General features: G+C 69.0%; 18 protein-coding genes, 2 tRNA genes and 1 riboswitch. Of the genes, 9 read left to right on the top strand and 11 right to left on the bottom strand.

Annotated features, from left to right (window positions below):
- Nucleotides 1-50 precede the first annotated feature (50 nt).
- A tRNA-Pro gene (locus tag ABT352_RS36075) sits at nt 51-124 on the bottom strand.
- Between the two features lie 88 nt (nt 125-212).
- Between ABT352_RS36075 and ABT352_RS36070 the strand changes: the two genes are divergently transcribed.
- The 4 genes from ABT352_RS36070 (at nt 213) to ABT352_RS36055 (ending at nt 4657) form a co-directional block, all read left to right on the top strand.
- Nucleotides 213-283 (top strand) — tRNA-Gly (locus ABT352_RS36070).
- Nucleotides 284-657: 374 nt separating this feature from the next.
- A complete protein-coding gene (locus tag ABT352_RS36065) occupies nt 658-1248 on the top strand; it encodes a TetR/AcrR family transcriptional regulator (RefSeq protein ID WP_350949518.1) in 591 nt (196 codons plus the stop codon).
- A gap of 104 nt (nt 1249-1352) precedes the next feature.
- Nucleotides 1353-2939 carry a phytoene desaturase family protein gene (locus ABT352_RS36060; protein ID WP_350949517.1) on the top strand — a complete coding sequence of 529 codons (1587 nt, stop codon included), beginning with the start codon at nt 1353-1355 and terminating at the stop codon, nt 2937-2939.
- 44 nt (nt 2940-2983) lie between these two features.
- Entirely contained in the window at nt 2984-4657 is a 1674-nt protein-coding gene (locus ABT352_RS36055; RefSeq protein ID WP_350949516.1) for an ATP-binding SpoIIE family protein phosphatase, read from the top strand.
- A gap of 94 nt (nt 4658-4751) precedes the next feature.
- Here ABT352_RS36055 and ABT352_RS36050 read toward each other — a convergent pair whose 3' ends face one another.
- Nucleotides 4752-6290 carry a choice-of-anchor I family protein gene (locus tag ABT352_RS36050; RefSeq protein ID WP_350949515.1) on the bottom strand — a complete coding sequence of 513 codons (1539 nt, stop codon included), beginning with the start codon at nt 6288-6290 and terminating at the stop codon, nt 4752-4754.
- 211 nt (nt 6291-6501) lie between these two features.
- Between ABT352_RS36050 and ABT352_RS36045 the strand changes: the two genes are divergently transcribed.
- A complete protein-coding gene (locus ABT352_RS36045; RefSeq protein ID WP_350949514.1) occupies nt 6502-7071 on the top strand; it encodes a TIGR03086 family metal-binding protein in 570 nt (189 codons plus the stop codon).
- A gap of 18 nt (nt 7072-7089) precedes the next feature.
- On the opposite strand, the gene ABT352_RS36040 is transcribed toward ABT352_RS36045, so the two are convergent.
- On the bottom strand, nt 7090-7221 hold the full coding sequence (locus tag ABT352_RS36040) for a hypothetical protein (RefSeq protein ID WP_350949513.1): 132 nt from the start codon (nt 7219-7221) through the stop codon (nt 7090-7092).
- Nucleotides 7222-7419: 198 nt separating this feature from the next.
- Between ABT352_RS36040 and ABT352_RS36035 the strand changes: the two genes are divergently transcribed.
- From ABT352_RS36035 to ABT352_RS36020, 4 genes are all read left to right on the top strand, one after another.
- Entirely contained in the window at nt 7420-8016 is a 597-nt protein-coding gene (locus tag ABT352_RS36035) for an HD domain-containing protein (protein WP_350949512.1), read from the top strand.
- Nucleotides 8017-8100: 84 nt separating this feature from the next.
- Nucleotides 8101-8901, top strand: coding sequence for a DeoR/GlpR family DNA-binding transcription regulator (locus tag ABT352_RS36030; protein WP_350949511.1), 801 nt, complete (start codon nt 8101-8103; stop codon nt 8899-8901).
- Nucleotides 8898-9977: a galactose-1-phosphate uridylyltransferase gene (gene galT / locus ABT352_RS36025; protein ID WP_350949510.1), complete on the top strand. Its 1080-nt coding sequence runs from the start codon at nt 8898-8900 to the stop codon at nt 9975-9977. Before ABT352_RS36030 ends, galT begins: the two co-directional genes overlap by 4 nt.
- A 72-nt stretch (nt 9978-10049) precedes the next feature.
- Nucleotides 10050-10186: riboswitch (cyclic di-AMP (ydaO/yuaA leader) on the top strand.
- A gap of 3 nt (nt 10187-10189) precedes the next feature.
- Nucleotides 10190-11164, top strand: a complete 975-nt coding sequence (locus ABT352_RS36020) for a coiled-coil domain-containing protein (protein ID WP_350949509.1) — start codon at nt 10190-10192, stop codon at nt 11162-11164.
- A 36-nt stretch (nt 11165-11200) separates the two neighbouring features.
- Here ABT352_RS36020 and ABT352_RS36015 read toward each other — a convergent pair whose 3' ends face one another.
- The 8 genes from ABT352_RS36015 to ABT352_RS35980 all read right to left on the bottom strand — a co-directional run bounded on the left by ABT352_RS36015 (nt 11201) and on the right by ABT352_RS35980 (nt 20088).
- Nucleotides 11201-11629 carry a nuclear transport factor 2 family protein gene (locus tag ABT352_RS36015; protein WP_350949508.1) on the bottom strand — a complete coding sequence of 143 codons (429 nt, stop codon included), beginning with the start codon at nt 11627-11629 and terminating at the stop codon, nt 11201-11203.
- A 209-nt stretch (nt 11630-11838) separates the two neighbouring features.
- Nucleotides 11839-12576: an AfsR/SARP family transcriptional regulator gene (locus ABT352_RS36010; RefSeq protein WP_350949526.1), complete on the bottom strand. Its 738-nt coding sequence runs from the start codon at nt 12574-12576 to the stop codon at nt 11839-11841.
- Between the two features lie 1019 nt (nt 12577-13595).
- Complete coding sequence (locus ABT352_RS36005; RefSeq protein ID WP_350949507.1) at nt 13596-14633, bottom strand: aldo/keto reductase family protein; 1038 nt, start codon at nt 14631-14633, stop codon at nt 13596-13598.
- A 129-nt stretch (nt 14634-14762) separates the two neighbouring features.
- A complete protein-coding gene (locus tag ABT352_RS36000; RefSeq protein WP_350949506.1) occupies nt 14763-15344 on the bottom strand; it encodes a flavin reductase family protein in 582 nt (193 codons plus the stop codon).
- A gap of 10 nt (nt 15345-15354) precedes the next feature.
- Nucleotides 15355-16059, bottom strand: coding sequence for an SRPBCC domain-containing protein (locus ABT352_RS35995; RefSeq protein ID WP_350949505.1), 705 nt, complete (start codon nt 16057-16059; stop codon nt 15355-15357).
- A gap of 69 nt (nt 16060-16128) precedes the next feature.
- A complete protein-coding gene (locus ABT352_RS35990; RefSeq protein WP_350949504.1) occupies nt 16129-17490 on the bottom strand; it encodes an MFS transporter in 1362 nt (453 codons plus the stop codon).
- Nucleotides 17487-18713, bottom strand: coding sequence for a hypothetical protein (locus ABT352_RS35985; protein ID WP_350949503.1), 1227 nt, complete (start codon nt 18711-18713; stop codon nt 17487-17489). The genes ABT352_RS35990 and ABT352_RS35985 overlap by 4 nt, the downstream gene beginning before the upstream one ends.
- A gap of 487 nt (nt 18714-19200) precedes the next feature.
- Entirely contained in the window at nt 19201-20088 is an 888-nt protein-coding gene (locus ABT352_RS35980) for a L,D-transpeptidase family protein (protein ID WP_350949502.1), read from the bottom strand.
- Nucleotides 20089-20118 lie beyond the last annotated feature (30 nt).

The raw sequence follows: 20118 nt of genomic DNA, 5'->3' as shown, positions 1-20118 counted from the left end.
CCTCCTGAACGAAGAACCGGGCACCGGTCGAAACCGATGCCCGGCACGTGTCGGGGTGACAGGATTTGAACCTGCGGCCCCCTGCTCCCAAAGCAGGTGCGCTACCAAACTGCGCCACACCCCGTAGGTCGAGTGCGCGCACGCTCCGGAACTCCGGTACGCTTACGCCCTGACGAACGGATGAAGTCTAGACCAGACTGACGCCGGCTCGCGCGGACGTAGCTCAATGGTAGAGCCCCAGTCTTCCAAACTGGCTACGCGGGTTCGATTCCCGTCGTCCGCTCAGATGATGAAAGGCCAGGTCAGCCCATACGCGGCGACCTGGCCTTTCACGTTTCGCCAAAACTTCAGGAACTTCCGTGCCCGCTGCGTGCCCGATGGTTTTCTGGACCCGTTTTCGCGGGTTTTCTTGAATTTCTTCCCCAGCGCCCGAGCGATGGCCTGGTCAGGTCCTTGCTCGCGTGCTGGTAGACGAGCGCCGCCCGAGTGGAGGAGTGTCCCATTCCGGTCATCAGCTCTTCGGGGCTCCCCCCGCTGTCCGATGCCAAGGTGTTACCGACGTGCCGGAGATCATGGAAGTGGAACGCCGGAAGACCCGCCTCGTCGATCTGTACCTTCCTCCAGATCCCGCGGGAGCGGGAGCGCCCCCTTGGAGCCGTGGAGCGCAGGCGCGATCCCGAGCGCACCAAGAGACGCATCGTCGAGGCGGCCAAGGCCGAGTTCTCCGCCAAGGGATTCGCCGGAACGAGGGTGAGTGAGATAGCCGCCAGAGCCGGAGTGAACAAACAGCTCATCTCTTACTATTTCGGCGGGAAGGAAGGGTTACTCAAGGCGCTCACGGCGGATTGGCAGGGCAAGGAGAGCACCTTCGCCGGGACGTCGCCGCCGGCGACGCTGCCCGAACTGGTACGCGGCTACGTCACCGCGACCGTGCGTGACCGCGACCTCGCCAGGATCCTCATCTGGGGTGGACTGCAGGACGACGGCGAGGAGGACTCCGCGCTGCTCAGGGACATGCGGGACAACGTCGAGGACCTGCGCAGGCGGCAGGCGGAGGGGGAGTTCCCCGCCGACCTGGACCCCGCGTACCTGCTCCTGATGCTCTTCGCCGCGGCCGACGCCGGAGCGATATTCCCGCAGCTGGTCCGCGCGATCTGCGGGGACGATCCGGCTTCGGAGGAGTTCGGGGAGCGCTACGGGGAGCAACTGGCACGCCTGCTCCGCCACCTCAACACCGACAAGTCCTAGTTCGTATGGAAATATCTATGAATCTCTGTTAAACACGAGGTTCGCATGTAGATCATTCTTTACAATCCTCCATAACCAGAAGTCAGACTGCCCCTGGAGGGAAAGTGTCGGAGTTCGACGGCGTCATCGTGGGCGGAGGTCACAACGGCCTCACGTGCGCCGCCTACCTCGCGAAGGCGGGGTTGTCGGTCGCGGTCGTCGAGCGCAACGACGTCGCGGGTGGCGGTTGCAGCACCCAAGAGCTCACCCTCCCGGGGTTCCGGCACAACACTCACAGCAGCTACCACTTCCTGGAGGAGGGCCCGGTCCCCGCGGACCTGGAGCTTCAGCGCTACGGCCTGCGCTACATCTACCCCGAGACCCAGCACGCCACGGTCTTCAGGGACGGCCGGGCGATCACGGTCTACACCGACCCCAAGCGCACCGCCGAGTCCTTCGCCCGCTTCTCCACGGCCGACGCCGCGCGCTGGCTGGAGTTGTACGAGCGCTACGCCGAGGCGGCCAGAGGGCTGATGAACGGCTTCCTGTACTCCAGGCCACTGCCGCCGCCGGTGCTCGCCGAGCGGATCAAGGGCGACCTGGGACGCGACATGATGAGCTACATGCCGCTCTCGCTGTACGAGGCCGTCGACAGGAACTTCGAGAGCGACCAGGTCAGGGTGCTGTTCAAGTCCTTCCTGCACGCGATCTCCATCGAGAACGTTCCCGGCACCGGCGGCTTCTTCCCCCGGCTGCTGTCGCGCATCGCCAGGCTCGGGGTGCCGGTGGGAGGCGCGGCCAACGTCGCGAGCGCGCTGCGCGCCGTCATCGAGGAGCACGGCGGCACCGTGGTGACCGGCGCCCACGTCGAGCGGATCCTGGTCGACGACGGGCGGGCCACCGGGGTGCGGCTCGCCACCGGCGACGTGCTCACCGCCCGCAGGTTCGTGGCCAGCGCGGTGGACGCCCCCCAGACCGTACGGCTCGCCGGTCCGGAGAACTTCGGCGCGGAGATCACCGCCAAGGTCGAGGACTACAGGTGGGCCGCGCACAGCCTCGTCACCCTGCACCTCGCGCTCGGCGAGGCGCCACGCTACCGGGCCGCCGAGTTCGAGCCCGACGTGGACCGGGCCTTCCTCGTGGTGCTCGGCGCCGACGACAGCGAGCAGCTCGGCCGCACCTTCGACCAGATCCACCGGGGGGAGCTGCCCGAGCGGCTGGCCGGCAACGGCGCGTGCCCCTCGCTGTTCGATCCCTCGTACGCCCCCGCCGGCAAGCACGTGGCGTTCTGGTGGCCGTGGGCCCCGTACGACCTCGGCGGTGACCCGGCCAACTGGGACCTGCGGCGCGAGGAGGTCGGGGAGCGGCTGCTCGCCGAGTGGGCCGAATACGCCCCCAACCTCACGGGGGGCGCCGTCCTGGGTAAACGGGTCTTCTCACCACTCGATATCGAGCGGCACTGCGTCAACATGGTGCGCGGCAGTCATCACGTGGGGGCCTACGAGCCGTCCCAGCTGGGCGGCAACCGCCCGGTCCCCGAGATGGGCCAGTATCGCACCCCCGTCGACGGCCTCTACCTCTGCGGCGCCAGCAGTCACCCGGGCGGCTCGGTCTCCGCGGCCCCCGGATACAACGGCGCCAACGCCATCGCAGAAGACCTCGAACTGGAAACCTGGTGGACGCCGGTTCCCGCACCCCGGTGGAGCGAGTGAAGTCCCGTTTTGTCACAAAAAATCCAGCCACGCCAGGGTTCAGGATGGGCAGTCCCGCGTCCATGCACGAGCAGCTGTCCCTGCTCAACGCCGCCAGCAAACGCATCGGCAGCACACTGGACGTGTTCGAGACCGGCAGGGAGTTGATGGACGTCGCCGTGCCGCGCTTCGCGGACGCGGCGGGCATCCTCGTACAGGACCGGCTGGTGACCGAGGGAGAGTTTCCCCAGGAGACCACCGACGGCTCGGCGCTGGTGCGGCGGATCGCGGTCGGCGTGGCCGATCCCTCTCCCGGCGAGTACGCCAGGGCGTTTCCCGTGGACGAGGTCGCCGTCTACGAGGCCTGGACCCCCTACGCCCGGTGCATGGCGACCGGCAACCCGATCCTCTATCCGCGCCTGGGGCGCAGGACCGCCGAGGAGATCGGGCGGTTCTGGAAGCGTGACTCGGTGTCGAAGGTGCTGGAGGACAGTTCGTTCCTGGTGGTGCCGCTGAAGGCGCGTGGCCGGGTGCTGGGCTTCGTCATCTTCACCCGCAGACCCACCAGCCAGCCCTTCGACGAGCAGGACGTCAACCTGGCCGAGGAACTTGCGGCCAGGACCGGGGTCTGCCTCGACAACGCGCGCCTCTACAACCGCGAGCGCCGCACCGCGCTGACCCTGCAGAGCAGCCTGCTGCCCGTCGACCTCTCCCAGCCTCTGGGCCTGACGATCGCCTCCCGTTACCTGCCGGCCAGCGACCTGGTCGGGGTGGGCGGCGACTGGTACGACGTGATCCCGCTGCCCGGCTGCCGGGTCGCCCTCGTCGTCGGCGACGTGATGGGGCACGGCATCAGGGCGGCCGCCACCATGGGCCAGCTCCGTACGGCCGCGCGCACGCTGGCCAGCCTGGACCTGAGCCCGGCCGACGTGCTGTTCCGGCTCAACCTGATGAGCCAGGACCTGGACGCCAGCCAGATCGCCACGTGTGTGTACGCCACCTACGATCCCGTCACGCGGCGGTGCGCGATCGCCTGTGCGGGACACGTGCCGCCGATCCTGGTACAGCCCGACGGCGAGACCGAACTGCTGGAGCTGCCGCCGGGGCTCCCCCTGGGCATCGGCAACGAGCCCGCCGAGATGCGGGAGTTCACGCTTCCCGGCGGGACCGTGCTCGCCTTCTACACCGACGGCCTGGTGGAGAGCCGCAACCGGGACATCGAGGAGGGCATCAACGCGTTGCGCGGTCTGCTCTCCGGCCCCGACCACGACCTGGAGGAGGTCTGCGACCTCACGATCAGGGCACAGCGGCCCGGACACGAGCGGGACGACATCGCCCTCCTGCTCGCCAGGGTGTCGGAGCTGACGGAGAAGGACTTCGCGGAGAGGTCACTGCCCTCCGACCCCCGCTCCGCCTCCCAGGCCCGCCGTTTCGTCCGGGCCACGCTCGACGAGTGGGGACTGTCCTCGCTCAGTGACAACACCGAGCTCATGGTGAGCGAGCTGGTCGCCAACGCGGTCGAGCACGGCCGGGGCGAGGTCGAGCTGCGTCTGCTGCGCGGGCCCACCCTGGTCTGCGAGGTGTCCGACGGATCGGTGTCCGAGCCGGTCATGCGGGAGGCGTCCACCACCAGCGACACCGGCCGCGGCCTGCACCTCATCAACTGGCTCGCCCACCGCTGGGGATCACGCCTCACCCCGAAGGGCAAGATCGTCTGGATCGAGCAGAGGCTGCCATAGCCGTCTTGACCACGGACGCCGGTGACGGCGACACGATCGAACGATCCTGCGACGGACGGGGCCTCGCGGTGCCGGAACGGGGCCCGGCGAGCCCTCAGCGGATCTCGTAGAGGGCGGTGGTGCCGCTGACCTCGTTGCCGACCACCAGAAGTGGGTGGCGGGTGGGACTGTCGGAGGCGGGGATGAACAGCACGCCCTCGGGACCGACGTCCCCGGCGGTGCCGTCCTCGACCGAGCCGGTGAAGTCACGGGTGTTGACGTAGCCGGCCAGACGCGGGGCGCGCGGGTCGCCCAGGTCGTAGGCGACGATCCCACCGACCCGCTCCAGCCCGGCGAAGGCGTAGGTCCGGCCACGCACCTCACCGACCGTGATCCCCTCGGGCTCGGGGCCCTTGTTGTCGCTGCGGCTGTCGAAGGAGTCGTTCTCCTCGTTGTCGGCGTTGAAGGCGCCGGGCAGTTCCCTGGCGACGAGCCGCTCCAACTGGTCGCCGGAGTCCCAGACGAGCGCTCCCGAGGTGGACCTGACCGAGATCGAGCGGGCGCCGAACGCGTGCAGTTCGGTGTAGGCGCCGTTCGCGTCCCTGGGCGAGTCGACGGCCACGTTCAGCCGGCCGAGCTCGGCGTCCTTCTTGAGGTTCTCCGCGTCGGGCAGCGCGAGGTTCAGCGACTTGACCCTGACCTCGTCGGCGTGGCAGCCCCACTCGCGCCCGTCGCCCTCGTTGGCGGTGACCAGGTAGCTCCGCCCGCGGTCGCGGAAGTGCGCGATCGCGTCGGGCTGGTACATGCCCTTCACCGGCCGGGGCCTGATGTCGATCTTCCCGTCCCTGTCCGACGCGTCGAACCCGCTCTTCGACCAGTCCTTCAGTCCCAGCGGGACGACGTCGCGAACCACGACCCGGTTCAGGTCGACGATCGCGAGCGCGTTGTTCTCCTGAAGGGTCACATAAGCGGTGTCGCCGTCGACGGTGACGTACTCCGGCTCCAGATCCTGGGCCGCGGTGGCGCCGGGGCCGGTGATCCGCACTCCCCTGGCCCGCAGCCGCTCGGCGTCGAACTTCGCGAACCCCGCGGTCCGCACCGTCCAGCGGCGCAGGTCGACGACACTCACCGAACCCTCGGGGTCGGCCGCCTCACCCTCGCAGTAGGAGGACGGCTCGCCCTCGTTGGCCACGACCACCCGGGTCCCGTCCGGAGTGAAGGTCAGCATGTCGGGCAGCGCGCCCACGGTCACCTGCCTGAGCTTCTTGCCGCTCGCGGCGTCGAAGAAGGCGACGGTGCCCGGGTCGGTCTTGACCGCGGCCTGCTGGGCCACGGCGACCAGGCCGCGGCGCACCGCGACGCTGTTGGCTCCGGGGGTGGCCAGGGTGGCGACCTTGCGCGGCTTGCGCGGGTCGCGGATGTCGAGCACGTCGACGGTACCGGCCTGCGCGTTCACCACGAAGACCCTGCGGGTGGAGGCGTCGTACGCGGTGATCTCCGAGGCCCCGGCGGTTCCGGCGGTGTGACGGCCGAGGAAGGTCAGCGTGATGCCCCGGTGGCCGGATTCGGCGGTGGCCGGAACCACGGAGAGGGGCAGGAGGAGCAGACCGGTGACCGCCGCGGCGGTCGCCCTGGTGAAAGTCATGGTGCGCATGAGATGAAGTTTCGCAAAATATCGTGACTTACTGCTGACGTCGATCTGACCGTGGAATGAAGTCCCCCGGTCAGGTGTGCACCCTACGGAATTCCTTGGGCACCTCGGGCATGCCGGTCATGTCCGTTGACGCGATGACTACTGGCTGTTCAGGGGTTACGGTCAAGATGAGAGCCGGGAGGAGACCCGGGAGGGCATCGGGAGGGGCATGATGACCATCGACGTACCCGAGGCTTACCACCGCGCACTGGACGACTTCGGCGCTCTTGTCCACCGGATCGGCCCCGAGCAGTGGGAGAACCCGACCCCGTGCGTCGACTGGGACGTGCGTGCTCTCGTCAACCACGTGGTCGGCGAGAACCTGTGGGCTCCCGTGCTGCTGGCCGGGGGGACCTCCGCGGACGTCGGCGACGCCTTCGACGGAGACCTGCTGGGCGACGATCCCATCAAGGCCTTCGACACATCGGCCGTACCCGCCATCCAGGCGGCGACAGGCGTTCACGCCCTCGGCCGCCTCGTCCACCTGCCGTTCGGCGACGTGTCCGGCCGGGAGTACATCACCGAACTGTTCGCCGACGCGCTCATCCACACGTGGGACCTGGCCCGCGCCATCGGTGCCGACGAGCGTCTCGATCCCGAGTTGGTCGAGGCCTGCGCCACCTGGTTCAGCGACGCCGAGCCCGGCTACCGGCAGGCCGCGGCCACCGGGGAGCACCCGCAGCCTCACTCGGGCACCGACCCGCAGACCCTGCTGCTCGCCTCCTGGGGCCGCCGCGCCTGACCATCGGAGCGCGTGCCGTCAGCCCGCCGCCGGCCGCCGGCCGTGGTTGGCCCTGCGCTTCTTGCGCGCCCTGGCCTTGCGTGCTCGTCTGCCCATGCCGACCACCCCTTCGCCGAGGTTCCTCCGGATCCGTACGGGACTCGATCTCACTCGCCCAGACCTTCACATTCCTCCTGGAACGTCCGTCGCACAAGGCCTGGACGGCGATCCGTCCGGCTCCGGCGGACCGTATTTCCCCGGCGTTTCCCCCGTCTTGACGTTCCCCACCCGTTGGATGGACGCGTGACCGGGCTCCTCACCCGTCAGGCCGGACTCCCGGCTCCGTCACCGGACTCTAGGCTCCGTCACATGAGCGAGAAGCTGATGGCCCGCTGGCGATCCCTCGCCGGCGCGGGGGCCGACCCCCTCGGCCGCGAACTGATCACCCGGTACGACGAGCCGCACCGCAGATATCACACGACCGCCCATCTGGAGGCGGTGCTCACCCATGTCGACGCCCTCGCCGACCACGCGAGGCGCCCGGACCTGGTACGGATGGCTGCCTGGTTCCACGACGCCGTCTACGACCCGCGGCGCGCGGACAACGAGGAGCGGAGCGCGAGGCTGGCCGAGCGCGCGCTGCCGGAGCTGGGGGTGCCCGCGGAGGATGTGGCGACGGTCGCCCGGCTGGTCAGGATGACCGTCACGCACGCACCCGCGTCCGGCGACGCGGACGGGGCCGTGCTGTCCGACGCGGACCTGGCGATCCTGGGCTCCTCCCCCGACGTCTACGCCGCCTACGCGGCGGCCGTGCGCGAGGAGTACGACTTCGTCCCCGACGACGTGTTCAGGGCGGGAAGGGCCACGGTGCTGCGCTCGCTGCTCGATCTTCCTGTGATCTTCCACATCGCCGATCTGGAGGGGACGGCGAGGGCGAACATCGCGGCGGAGCTTGATCGACTGTGAGCGGCCGGCCACCACAATCCAACAACCTCCCCCACCTGCTCGTGGTATTTTGGTGGAATCTGATGGATTAAGGGGAGTGAGGCGATGCTCGCCCAGCAGCGACAGCAGGCGATCCTGGAAAGGGTGCGCGGCAGCGGCGGGGTCAGGGTCGCCGATCTCGTCCGGGAGCTCGGCGTGTCCGACATGACGATCCGGCGCGACCTTGAGGTGCTCTCCGAACGCGGTCTGGTGGAGAAGGTCCACGGTGGCGCCACCGCCACCGGGCCCGGCTCGACCGAAGAGCCGGGTTTCGCCGCCAAGTCGGTGCGCCAGCAGGCGGAGAAGGAGACGATCGCCCGGCATGCCGCCCGGCTCGTCCGGCCGGCCACCGCCGTCGCGCTCTCCGCGGGCACCACGACCTGGACGCTCGCCCACCAGCTCGTCGACGTGCCCGAGCTGACCGTGATCACCAACTCGATCCGGGTCGCCGACGTCTTCCACCGCTCCCCCAGGGCCGACCACACGGTCGTGCTGACCGGCGGGGTCCGCACCCCCTCCGACGCGCTGGTCGGTCCGGTCGCGGTCTCGGCGATCCGCGGCCTGCACGTCGACACCCTCTTCCTCGGCGTGCACGGTATGAGCACCCGCGCCGGGTTCACCACCCCCAACCTGCTCGAAGCCGAGACCAACCGCGAACTGGTCGCCTCCGCGCACCGCCTGGTGGTGCTCGCCGACCACACCAAGTGGGGCACGGTCGGCATCAGCACGATCGCCGAGCTGGCCGAGGCCCACATCGTGGTCACCGACTCCGGCATGACCGAGAAGGCCCGCGAGGAGCTCGCCGCCTCGGTGGGCGAGATGATCATCACCGAACCCCAGCGCGAGAGCGAGATCGCCGGCCGATGAAGCGTACGATCACCCACCTGGCCGACGGCCGGGAGCTTTTCTACTTCGACCGGCGCGACGACGCCGACCGCACGGCATCCGACCGGCGCGACCTGCCGCCCCGTCCCGCCGCCTCCGAGCTGCGCTACGACCCGCTCACCGAGGAGTGGATCGCGGTGGCCGGGCACCGCCAGGGCCGCACCTTCCTGCCCCCCGCCAACGAGTGCCCGCTCTGTCCCTCGACTCCGGGCAATCTCACCGAGGTCCCCTCCTCCGACTACGAGGTGGTGGTCTTCGAGAACCGGTTCCCCTCGTTCTCCGCCCAGCCGGGCGACCACCGGCCGATCGGAGGGTTGAGCGAGGTCCGTCCGGGGGTCGGCAGGTGCGAGGTGGTCTGCTTCACCTCCGAGCACGACTCCGCGTTCTCGCGGCTCTCCCCCGAGCAGGTCGAACTGGTCATGGAGGCCTGGGTCGACCGTACGGCGGAGCTGTCGGCGACGCCCGGCGTGGAGCAGGTCTTCTGCTTCGAGAACCGGGGGGCGGAGATCGGCATCACCCTGGCCCACCCGCACGGCCAGATCTACGCGTACCCCTACGTGACCCCGCGCACCAGGCTCACCCTCGGGGCGGCCGAGCGCCACAGGGAGCGGACGGGCGGCAACCTGTTCGCCGACGTCCTGGCCGCGGAGCGTGCGGCCGAGATCCGGGTGGTGGGCTCGAACGAGCACTGGACGGCCTTCGTCCCCGCCGCGGCGCGCTGGCCCGTGGAGGTCCACCTCTACCCGCACCGCAGGGTCCCCGACCTGGTCGCGCTGGACGCCGGGGAACGCGCGGCGTTCGGCCCCCTCTACACCGACGTGCTCCGCCGCCTCGACGGGATCTTCGGCGTGCCCATGCCGTACGTCGCGGCCTGGCACCAGGCACCGGTCTCCACCGGCCGCGATCTGTCGTACGCGCACATGGAGCTGTTCAGCATCCGCCGCGCGCCGGACAAGCTGAAATACCTCGCCGGGTCGGAGTCGGCGATGGGCGCCTTCGTGAACGACGTGTCGCCCGAGGCGACAGCACAACTGCTGCGCTCTGTTGTCACGAACTGATTACCGCTTGGTCTCGTCTTGAGGTCGCATGACCTGCTGTTTACCACTACTATCCTTCCCACATCGGCTGTAAACGCTGATTTGCCTAATCCCGGGCACCTTGCCCGGGAGCCGGGGAACCACCGCACCTGGGGTGAAACCACTTCGGTGGAAGGGCTTCCTCCAGCCCGAACCCGTCAGCTAACCCGGTAGGCGTAAGGAGAGGAGAGTGCGTGGCGGCCCCGTCCCCCACGTTCCGTCGGCGTGCGTCTCTGGCCCTCTGCCTGAGCTCGATCGTCGTGTTCACCATCGGCGCCCCCACCGCCGGAAGCGCGGACCCCAAGCCCACCGAGGCCAAGCTCCGCGCCGAGCTGGCCAAGCTCGGCAAGCAGGTCGACAAGCTGATCGAGACCTACGCGGCCACCCGCGAGTCGCTCAAGATGGCGCAGAAGGCCGAGATCGTCGCCAAGCAGAACCTGGAAAAGGCCGAGAAGACCTACGTCGAGGCCAAGCGGGAGGTCGACTCCATCGTCCAGTTGCGCTACCAGAGCAGCGGCGGAGGGCTGCCCGCGCTGATGTTCTCCGGCGACATGGGCGCCGCCGCGGTGATGGAGCAGCTCACCGCCCAGCAGGCCGCCCACCTGGAGGGCTTCGTCAACAGCATCGAACGCAGGAAGCGGGCGGCCGAGACGGCCGCCACGCTCACCGACGAGATCGGCGACGAGGCCAAGGAGGTGCAGGCACAGCGCGAGAAGGCCGAGAAGCTGATCCGCGACATGAAGAACAAGCTCGACCGGCTCGCCCCCACCGGTTCCGGCCGTCGCGCCGACGGCAGCTGGGCGCCGCAGCTGCCCACCGGCGCCGACAACATCACCGACCGCACCCGGATCATGCGCGACGCCGTCATGAGGCGCTTCAACCTGCCGTACTCGGTCGGCTGCTACCGGGCCGTCAACGACGGCGGCGAGCATCCTCTGGGCCGTGCCTGCGACTTCATGATGAGCGCCGGTGGCGCGATGCCCACGGCCGCCAATCTCGCGCTCGGCGACGAGATCGCCGCCTGGGCCATCAAGAACAAGGCCAAACTCGGCGTGAAGTACGTGATCTGGCGCCAGCGCATCAACCACGGCTCCGGCTGGAGGTTCATGTCGAACCGAGGCGGCATCACGGCCAACCACTTCGACCATCCGCACATCTCGATGTACTGATCTCCGGGAGCGGCGCCCGGTCGCGTGAGCGGCGGCTCACCCCTGGGCGCCCCCGTGGGCGAAGGTGGGCGCCGCGCCCGTGGACGCGGGCCGGGCGGCGCCCCCGCCCGCCTGGAGGGGGGCGAGGTCGACGAATATGCGGTAGTCGGAGATCAGGCCGTCGTCGCGGGTGCGCCAGATCGATACGGCCACGACGCCGACGTCCGTGCCGTCGAGCCGCCGGTAGGTCACCTCGGTCTCGGCGATGATGTCGGCGTCCACCTGCCAGTTCCGCACGATCCTGTGCCGCAGGCCGCCGATGGTGGAGAAGAAGTCCCGCAACCCGGCGGCGATGGCCTCGCGTCCCGCCATCGGCTCGGCGTTGCCGAACACCAACGTGGCGTCCTCGGCCAGCAACCGCACGAACTCGTCGGGGTCGAACGAGTCGACCGTCCGGAAAACGCGTCGCACCGCGTCGTCGCTCATGCCGATCCTTCCTCACACCGTCGGGATCACTGGTGGGGACGATACGGGGCGAGGGACGAGGCACAACTATCGCCGGGGTAGGTGTCCCGTCGCCCGAAGGCACACCGAAGGTCTGCGGAACCGGGGTGCGACGGCCAGGTCTGCGCACCGCGCCGGATCGCGGCGCGTCCAGCCCTCCGCACCCCTCGTCAACGGCACCGGCCCCTGGTTCACCGATGCGCGGCCTTCAGGCCGACCTCTCCCAGACATTCCAGTACGGCGTCGACGGACATCAGGAACGGGTCGGACTGCAGAATTCGCGTGTGCATCGTGCTCATTTCCTGACCCGGCAGGATTCCCAGCTCCCGGTCGAGCAGCACGATGGTCTCCTGGAACACCTCCAGCGCCTCCCCTTGGCGACCGGTCCGGTAGAGGGCGAGCATCAGCAGGGTGCGGAACCGTTCGTGGAACGGGAAACGCATGATCAGGCCGCGCAGCTCGGGTATGGTCTCGAAGTGGTTCCCGAGGCCGATGTCCGCGCCGATACGCAGCTCCAGCAGTGAGGTTCGCAGTTCCTCCAGCCGGCTGACCTCGTGGTCCGCGACGGCGCTCTCCGCCAGGTCCGCGTACGGCCTGCCGCGCCACATGTCGAGCGCCTCCGCCGAACAGCGCGCCAGATCCTTTATGTCGGAGGAGAGCATGGCGTTCAGCGCCTGTTTGGCGAGCGCCTCGAACCTGTGGACATCGAGTTCGTCGGGATGCGTGACCAGCGCGTAGCCCTCACCCCGCTGCTGGATCCGGTCGTGGCCGAGAACATGCCGGAGGCGGAACACGTAGACCTGCATCGCCTTCCGCGGATTCTTGGGCTGTTCGGTCCACAAAATATCCGACAGGATCCCGACGGGCACCGACTGCCCCGCTCTGCTGAGCAGTATGCTCAACAACTTTCGCGGTTTCTGGGCCGGCATCGGCACTTCGACGCCGTTCACGGTAACCGCCAGATCCCCGAGAACGTGGAACTGTACCTCGCCCTCCGGGAGGGTGTTAGGCGACATGTGTTTTCCTTCGCGGGTGGGAAAGGGACGTCAGCCTCTTCATGGGAATGTCGTCTTCTCCGCCGTGCATGCCGTCACGGAACGACGGTCGCGCACGGATCGGGAACATGAGGTGCCGGTCGATGACAGGCGCGTACGACGTCTCGACGAAGCGCCACCTCGATCAGGGCGGAACTGTGCCGCCGCGCTCGGAACGGGTGGCCGGCGGCTCGGCCGGAAACGTGAATCGCGGATCTCACCGGTCTCGCACCCGATGGGAAGGCCCGGAAAGGGGACCAGAAAGAGGTCGTGAACCGCCTTCGCCCCATGGGCGACGGGACGGGACCCGCTGCGAGCCCTCCGACAGCGCGTACGGTCCCGGGGAGACCATCGCGGGCGCGCTCCGGCGCGGCTCAGGTCACACCACTCCGGCGAGCGCGGCCGCTTCAGCCGAAGGCCGGATCCCGCCCTGTGCTCCCGGTCAAGGTCCGTACGAGCGGGATGTGACCGCCCTTCGCGCGGCGATCCTCCCGATTGATCGCGCGCGGCCGCCCTGTGGCGTGCCCTTCCTGGACGCGCGGCGACATGAACGTGAACCGCTCGCACCGGCGGCGCCCCAAGCCGACCATGTGCCTGTCCACGGTGATTTCAACGTGCCTGAGAACATGAAAACGCACAGCCATCCGGTAGCCCCCATACCTCTTGTCTGCTTCCGGCCATTATACGTAAATGCTGGACACAGTTGTGGCTTTTACCTCAAGCTGAAAAGTTGTCATAAGCGGATATATCTCGCATGAGTTACGGACATGACGTTATGTCTTCATAACGTCATGTCCGTAACCGGCGTTTCCGGCGGACACCGAGCTGCCCCGAGCTGCCTTCGAGCTGCCCCCGCGCCCCGGCTCGGCGAACCGCGGTGAGGTCACGAGGTGAGATCACGCGGACGCCCGCGGTTAGCCGTTCTCCGCGTCGGCCTTCATCCAGCTCGGCTTCACCGCCATCATTTTCGCGGTCTTGGCGGGATCCCGGTCGACGAGGTCCCCGAGCACCTCGTCCACCCGCTTCAGGACGGCGTCGTCGATCGTCCTGCCGGACGCCGAGGCGTTCTCGGTCACCTGTTCGGGCCTGGTGGCACCGGCGACCACCGAGGAGACCCCCGGCTGCCGAAGCACCCAGGCGATCGCGAGCTGGGCCGCCGAGAGGCCACACTCCCCCGCGAGCGGGAGCAGGGCCTGCACACGTTCGAGGAGCGTCGTGCCCAGAACCCTCCTGATGAAGGTGGGAGCCCGCCCGCCGGCCGTTCCCCGCGACCCGTCCGGCGGCTCCTGGCCCGGCCGGTACTTGCCGGTCAGCACCCCCTGCGCGAGCGGCTGGAAGGCCAGCTGGCCGATGCCCTCGCGCAGGCACAGCGGGACGATCTCCGGTTCGACGACCCGCCACAACATGTTGTACTGCGGCTGGTTGGAGACGATGCGGCTGCGCAGCCCGAGCTCGCCGGCGATGGCCAGCGCCGACGCGATCTGCGGGGCCGTCCACTCGGAGACGCCGAGGTAGAGGACCTTGCCCTGGCGTACCAGGTCGTCGAAGGCGATCACCGTCTCCTCCAACGGGGTCGTCTCGTCGAAACGGTGCGCCTGGTACAGGTCGAGGTAGTCGGTACGCAGCCGGCGCAGGGACGCCTCGCAGGATTCCACGACGTGCTTGCGGCTCAGGCCACGATCGTTCGGTCCCTCGCCGGTGGGCAGGCAGACCTTCGAGGCGAGGACCAGCGACGATCGTCTCACCCCGTCGAGCGCGGCGCCCAGCACCTCCTCGGCCGCTCCCCGCGCGTAGACGTCGGCGGTGTCGAAGGTGGTGATGCCCGCGTCGAGTGCCGCCCGGATGCACGCGACCGCCTGGTCCCGATCCACCAGTTCGCCGTGGGTGAGCCAGTTTCCGAAGGTGACTTCACTGATCATCAGGCCGCTCTGCCCGAGGTGGCGATATTCCATTGGTCGTCAGGATGCGGCGCCCTCCTTCGAGGAGCCCGTCTTCCCGATCCTCCTTTCAGATGAAGGTCACGATACTGCTCCGCGCGCGGCACGGCGGATCGGTCGCGCGGGCGCCGATCCGCCGACGTGTCAGGACGCGCGACTCCGGTGTGCGTTCCCATCCCTGAACTCGCCCGCCTCGCCCGGACGCGCGTCGTCCCGAGGGATGGACGGGTCGCCTGGGCGACCTCCGGGAAAGACGGTGGCGAGAGGGTGAAAGGCCCTCCTGTAGTAGATCAGCGGAGCACCGTCACGCACGCTGTACGCCTGTACCGCGCCGATGACGACCTCGTGGTCACCCGCGGTGAGCACACTGTGCACGGTGCACTCCAGTGAGAAGAGCGCGTCGGGGACGACCGGCGGGCCGTCCGGGGTGAGTGCTCCCCACCCACCCTTGACCTTGTCCAGGGCCGTCGTCGCGAACAGGCGCGCCACGTCGTCGTGGTGCTGGCGGAGCATGCTCACCGCGAAGCGTCCCGACTCCCGTATGGCGGGCAGCGTGCGTGCGGACCGCGCCAGGCAGACCAGGACGAGCGGAGGTTCGGCGGAGACGGAGCAGAAGGCGCTCACGGTCAGACCGTGCGAGCCTTCCCGCTCCCCCCGGGCCGTGACGACCGTGACGCCGCTGGGAAACCGGGCGAGTGCGGCCCGGAAGCCGTCCACGCTGATCATCGTCGGGACGTCATGCCGTGAACGGACGCAGCACCAGTTCGACCGTGCGGTCCTGGAGGGTGAACGTCGCCTTCTGCCCGGGTACCGCGTCGTCGAGCCAACGGTGGAAGTCCTCCATCTCCTTGAGCGTGACGCCGTCGATGGCGTGGATCTCGTCGCCGGGCTGGATCCCGACGAACTCGGCGGCGGAGTTGATCGCCACGTCCTGCACGACCATCCCGGTCTCCGGGGTGACCCCCAGCGGGATGATGCCCGTCTTGGGCGGCGTCAGCGTCTTGTGGAACTGGAACGGGCGGTGCTCCAGGTAGGCCGCGAGCCGCTCCAGGTAGTGCCACCAGTGGTGGTCGTAGGCGTCGAACTCCACCCGGGAGCGGACCGAGTCACTGAAACCCGAGTGGCGTACCTTCACCTCGGTGCTGTCCTCGTCGACCTGGACGAACTCCACCTCCACGGAGGTCGGCTCGTCGTTCCCCGGCACGTCCCAGTCGTAGGAGCACGAGAAACCGGGGTCGACCTCGCGCAGCGTCGCCGTGAAGACGAGGTCGACCCTCCCTCCCCGGTTGAAGTGCCAGCGAAGCGGATCACCCGGCTCGACCGGGACGCTCGCGTCGTGCAGGTTCAGCCAGGCGCGGACCTCCTTGGGGTCGGTCCAGGCCTGCCAGACGCGCTCCCGGCTCACCTTGATCTCGCGTGCCGTCGATGTTTCGAGTGCCATGCCACCGTTCTCCATTCTTGGGATTCGCGCCGACGAGGGCACGGGCTCAGCCGTACACCGGTCGATCGCCTACTTGGCCCCCGCCTCGTGCAGGGCCCTCTCGACTGCGGCGTTGGAAAGCGTCAACAGTCCGATGAGCGACACGGCCGCCCCGAACAGGCCACCCACCCGGTAAACGGTCTCCAGGTCGGCGTGGGTCGCGATCTGACCGGCCAGGAATATGCCGACCGGCATCAGCCCGAAGGCCACGAGCCTGTTCACGCTGCTCACCCGTCCGGTCAGCTCCTTGGGGACGATCGCCTGCCGGATCGAAACGGTCGTGACGTTCCAGGTCATCGCGGTGTAGCCGGTGACGGCGAGGCCGAGGGCGACGAAGGCGACCTCACCGGTGAACCCCAGGATCGTGAAGCCCAGCGCGCCCAGCATCGCCCCGCCGAGCGCGGACCTCGCCGGTCCCAGCCGGCGGGTGAACATCCGGCACGTGAAACCCGCCGTCACGCTGCCGACCGCGACCGAGGCGAGCAGCAGACCGTACGCCACGTCGCTGATCAGCATGACCTGGCGGGCGTACAGCACCAGCATCGCCAACTGGCCGACCGTGCACATGTTGGTGAGACCCGCGACCAGGGTGAACACCCGGAGCACGCGATGGCGGGCCAGCCAGCGCACCCCCTCGCCGATCTCCTCGCGCATCGCGCGCCGGGGTTTCGCGCCGGACGTCGTCGCCGCCCGGACACCGTCGGTGCGGAAATCGCCGCGCATGAGGAACGAGAAGAGGGAGCTCAGGGCGAAGCTGACGGCGTCCACGCCCACAGGTACGGCCCGGCCCACGGTGTAGAGCACACCGCCGAGCGCCGGTCCCAGGAACTTCAGCGCGACCGTGTTCGCGGTCATCAGCCTGCTGTTGGCCCGCTCAAGCGCCTCCCGGTCCTGCGAGACGGCCATCGGCAGGATCGCCGAGCGCGAGCTGTCGTAGACGGTCTCGATCGACGTGATGCTGAAGGCGATCACCATGAGGAGCGGGATCGAGGCCCAGCCGCCGAGCACCGCGACGAACAGGACGATGAGGATCGCGCACCGGACGGCGTCCGACACCCACATCGCCCGGCGCCGGTCCCAGCGGTCGGCGAGCGCGCCTCCCATCAGGGCGAGCAGCAGCCAGGGAAGCTTGTCCGCCATCCCGACGAGGGAGAGCGTCGCCGGATCGCTGGTGAGGTCGGCGGCCAGCAGCGGCAGCGCGGTGACGGTCAGGCCGTTTCCCACGCTCGAGACCGACCAGCCTCCCCAGAGCAGCCAGAAGTTGCGGCCGAGGCCGCTGGAGATCTTCGAGCCCAGGCGCCGCCCTCCGTGCCCGCCCGGTGGCGCGCCGGAGACCTTCGGTTCCGCCGTGGTCCGCAGGTCTCCGGCGCCCGGGACCTCCCTCGTCGTCATGCGCTCACGCCCTCCGGGACGGAGTCCTCGGGGAGCAGCGCGGCGGGGTCGAGTTCGAAGAGCAGGCGAGTGGTGCGCGCGACTCCGTCCGCGTCTCCCAGCCGCCGCCGGCAGAGCACCGCCTTGTAGGCCGCGCCGGCTCCTCGAAGACCACCCGCCTGGGCACCGAGCTCGAACTCCACGGCCGCCCGCTTGAGGTCGCCTTCGCGCTGGAACCAGGCGCCGGCGAAGTAGCGTGCGGAGGGCTCGTTGCCGTCCAGCCGCAACAGCTGCTCGGCCGCCCGTTCCACGTGTTCCGCGGGGTGGAGCATGGTGCCCGCCTTCACGGTCACGTCCAGGAGCAGCCTGGTGTTCTCCCGGGCGCTGTGCCACTGCTGCGAGTCGGCGGCGAGGCTCTCGGCCTCGGCACCCGCCTCGTACGCCGCGTCCATCGCCTCCCGCGCCCCGTACTCGTCCTTCTCCGTGATCCGGTGAAAGGCCGCGGCCCGCCAGAACCTGCTCACCGTGAGCGCGCGCGACCAGGGCTCGACCTCGTTCAGGGTGGGCAACAGCTCCTGGCCGTACGCCATCCAGTAGTCGCTCCCGCGCTCGCCTCCCCTGTCCCGCAACAGGATCGAGATCAGCTGGGTGCACGAGAGCACGCGCGGTACCGGCAGTTCTCCCTCTGTGGCGAGCCTGGCGAAGGCGTCCGTCACCGCGGAGTCGCGCAGATGCTGGCGCAGCGCCCGCGCGGTCTCGTAGGCGAGGTGGTCGCCCGCGGGGTGGGTGCCCTCGGCGCCGTCGGCGGTCAGCTCCGCCGCGAGCCGGTAGAACCCGAGCTGCGTGAGGATCCTGACGAGCACCGCGCGCCGTGGTACGGACTGATGCGGCCACTCGGCGATCTGGCGGCTGAGGAACAGCCACGGTTCCAGGCCGGTGTTCGCCGCCACGTCCGCCGGCGAGTCCCCCAGGAACACGTCCTGCCTCGCCTGCCTCGCCAGCCAGGACCGCGAGTCTCCCTGCAGGATGAGGGAGCAGTGCGGAAGCAGTTCGTCCTGGTTCTCGTCGCGCAGCAGAGCGAGCAACAGGGGGGTGCTCTCGGCGCAGAGCGGCCCGTCCACCGTGGAGGTCAGCGTGAACCAGGCGCTCCAGTTGCGCCGCAGTCCGACGATGTCCAACTCGACCACGGGCGGGAACTCCAGATCCCCCCACGCGACGTCGTCCGCGCGCGTATACGTGTGCAAGCCCGCCAATGCCCCACTCTTTTCCGGATCAGCCGATCACATGGTCAAGTATGGTTAAAAGGCGGGAGAAGACTTATGAAATCCTCTCCCGCCAGATATCGGCGTTCAATTCACCGAATTAGTAGACCTCGCTGGGCGCGTACACCTCGCTCGGCGCGTAGACCTCGCTGGGGGCGTACACCTCGCTCGGGGCGTAGACCTCACTCCGCATCTGAAACACCTCCTTTCGGGGTTGTTCCTTGCTGGCGGAGTCAGCTTTTCCGAGTGCAGTTTCACGATGGTTTCGCGTCGGTTTCACGGCACCCTTGACAGTTCTTGAATATGGTTGTCCTGCCTGGTGGCCGGGGTTCGAATCTTTTCCCGTGACCCGTCGGCCCCGGTGGTTCGACCCGGTGCCGGGGGTCGTTCGGACCGGGAGGGCCCGAGGTGCCGGACATGAGTCCGCCCCCGGCCCGAACGGCCGGGGGCGGACTGTGCGGCGGCGTTCTCAAAGCGTCTTCGGCCGGTCCGTGTCCCGCCCGGGAGACGCCGGAGACGCCGGAGACGCCGGAGACGCCGGAGACACAGGGCGCTCGGAGGACTTCGAGCGCTCGGGAGCCTCGGGACGGCGGACGTGGACGGGAGTGCCGATCGGGGTCATGTCGTAGAGCGCCTTGGCGTTGTGCAGCGGCACCCGGATGCATCCGTGGGACGCGGGGTGCCGCGGGACCCGCTCCGAGCCGTGGAAGCCGATGCCCTGGTTGAAATAGATGGTGTAGAACTGGTCGCCCAGCGGCCCGCTCGTCCATCCGGGCGTCCGGTACCAGGCTCGGAAGTCACCGGTGGGCGTGACCGCGACCCCGCAGTGGCCCTTCTTGCAGTAGTGTTCGCCGTTTCCGGTTGAGATGTGGGAGACCAGCGCGGGCCTGCCGTCCTTCCACGCGGTGAGCAACTGGCGGCGCAGGTCGATCTCCACCCTCGTGGGCTCCCCGTACGGCACCAGCGGCTTGAGGCGCGCCGGGCGGGAGAGCGCTCGCCAGGTCCGCGGGTCGATCTGGTCGGTGGCAGGCAGTCCGTTCGCCTTCTGGAAGGCCCACACGGCCGCGCGCAGCGCGGGACGGTACTCGTCGCCGACGTCTCCCGGCCCGAACCCCAGCCGGTCGAGGCGCCGGTGGATCTGCTGGACCTGGGCTCCCCTGTCGCCGACGCGAAGGAGGGGGAACCGGGCCGGCGGGGTGTGCTCGGAACGAGGCGTGGGCGAAGGGCTTTCATGGGGAACGGGCGGTCCTGAATGCCGCGACGACATGACACCGGTGTTCACGACACCGAATGGCAGGCACGCGGTGAGCACGAGGGCCGAGTTCGCGGCCAGGAAGCACTTGACGGTTCTCCGCATTTTTGACGCCTATCCGCTCTCTGGCGAGGT

The organism is Streptosporangium sp. NPDC000563, assembly GCF_040299985.1.
Classification (GTDB): Bacteria; Actinomycetota; Actinomycetes; order Streptosporangiales; family Streptosporangiaceae; genus Streptosporangium.
The sequence above is the reverse complement of the archived record's forward strand: the minus strand, read 5'-3'. Positions and strand labels throughout refer to the sequence as shown.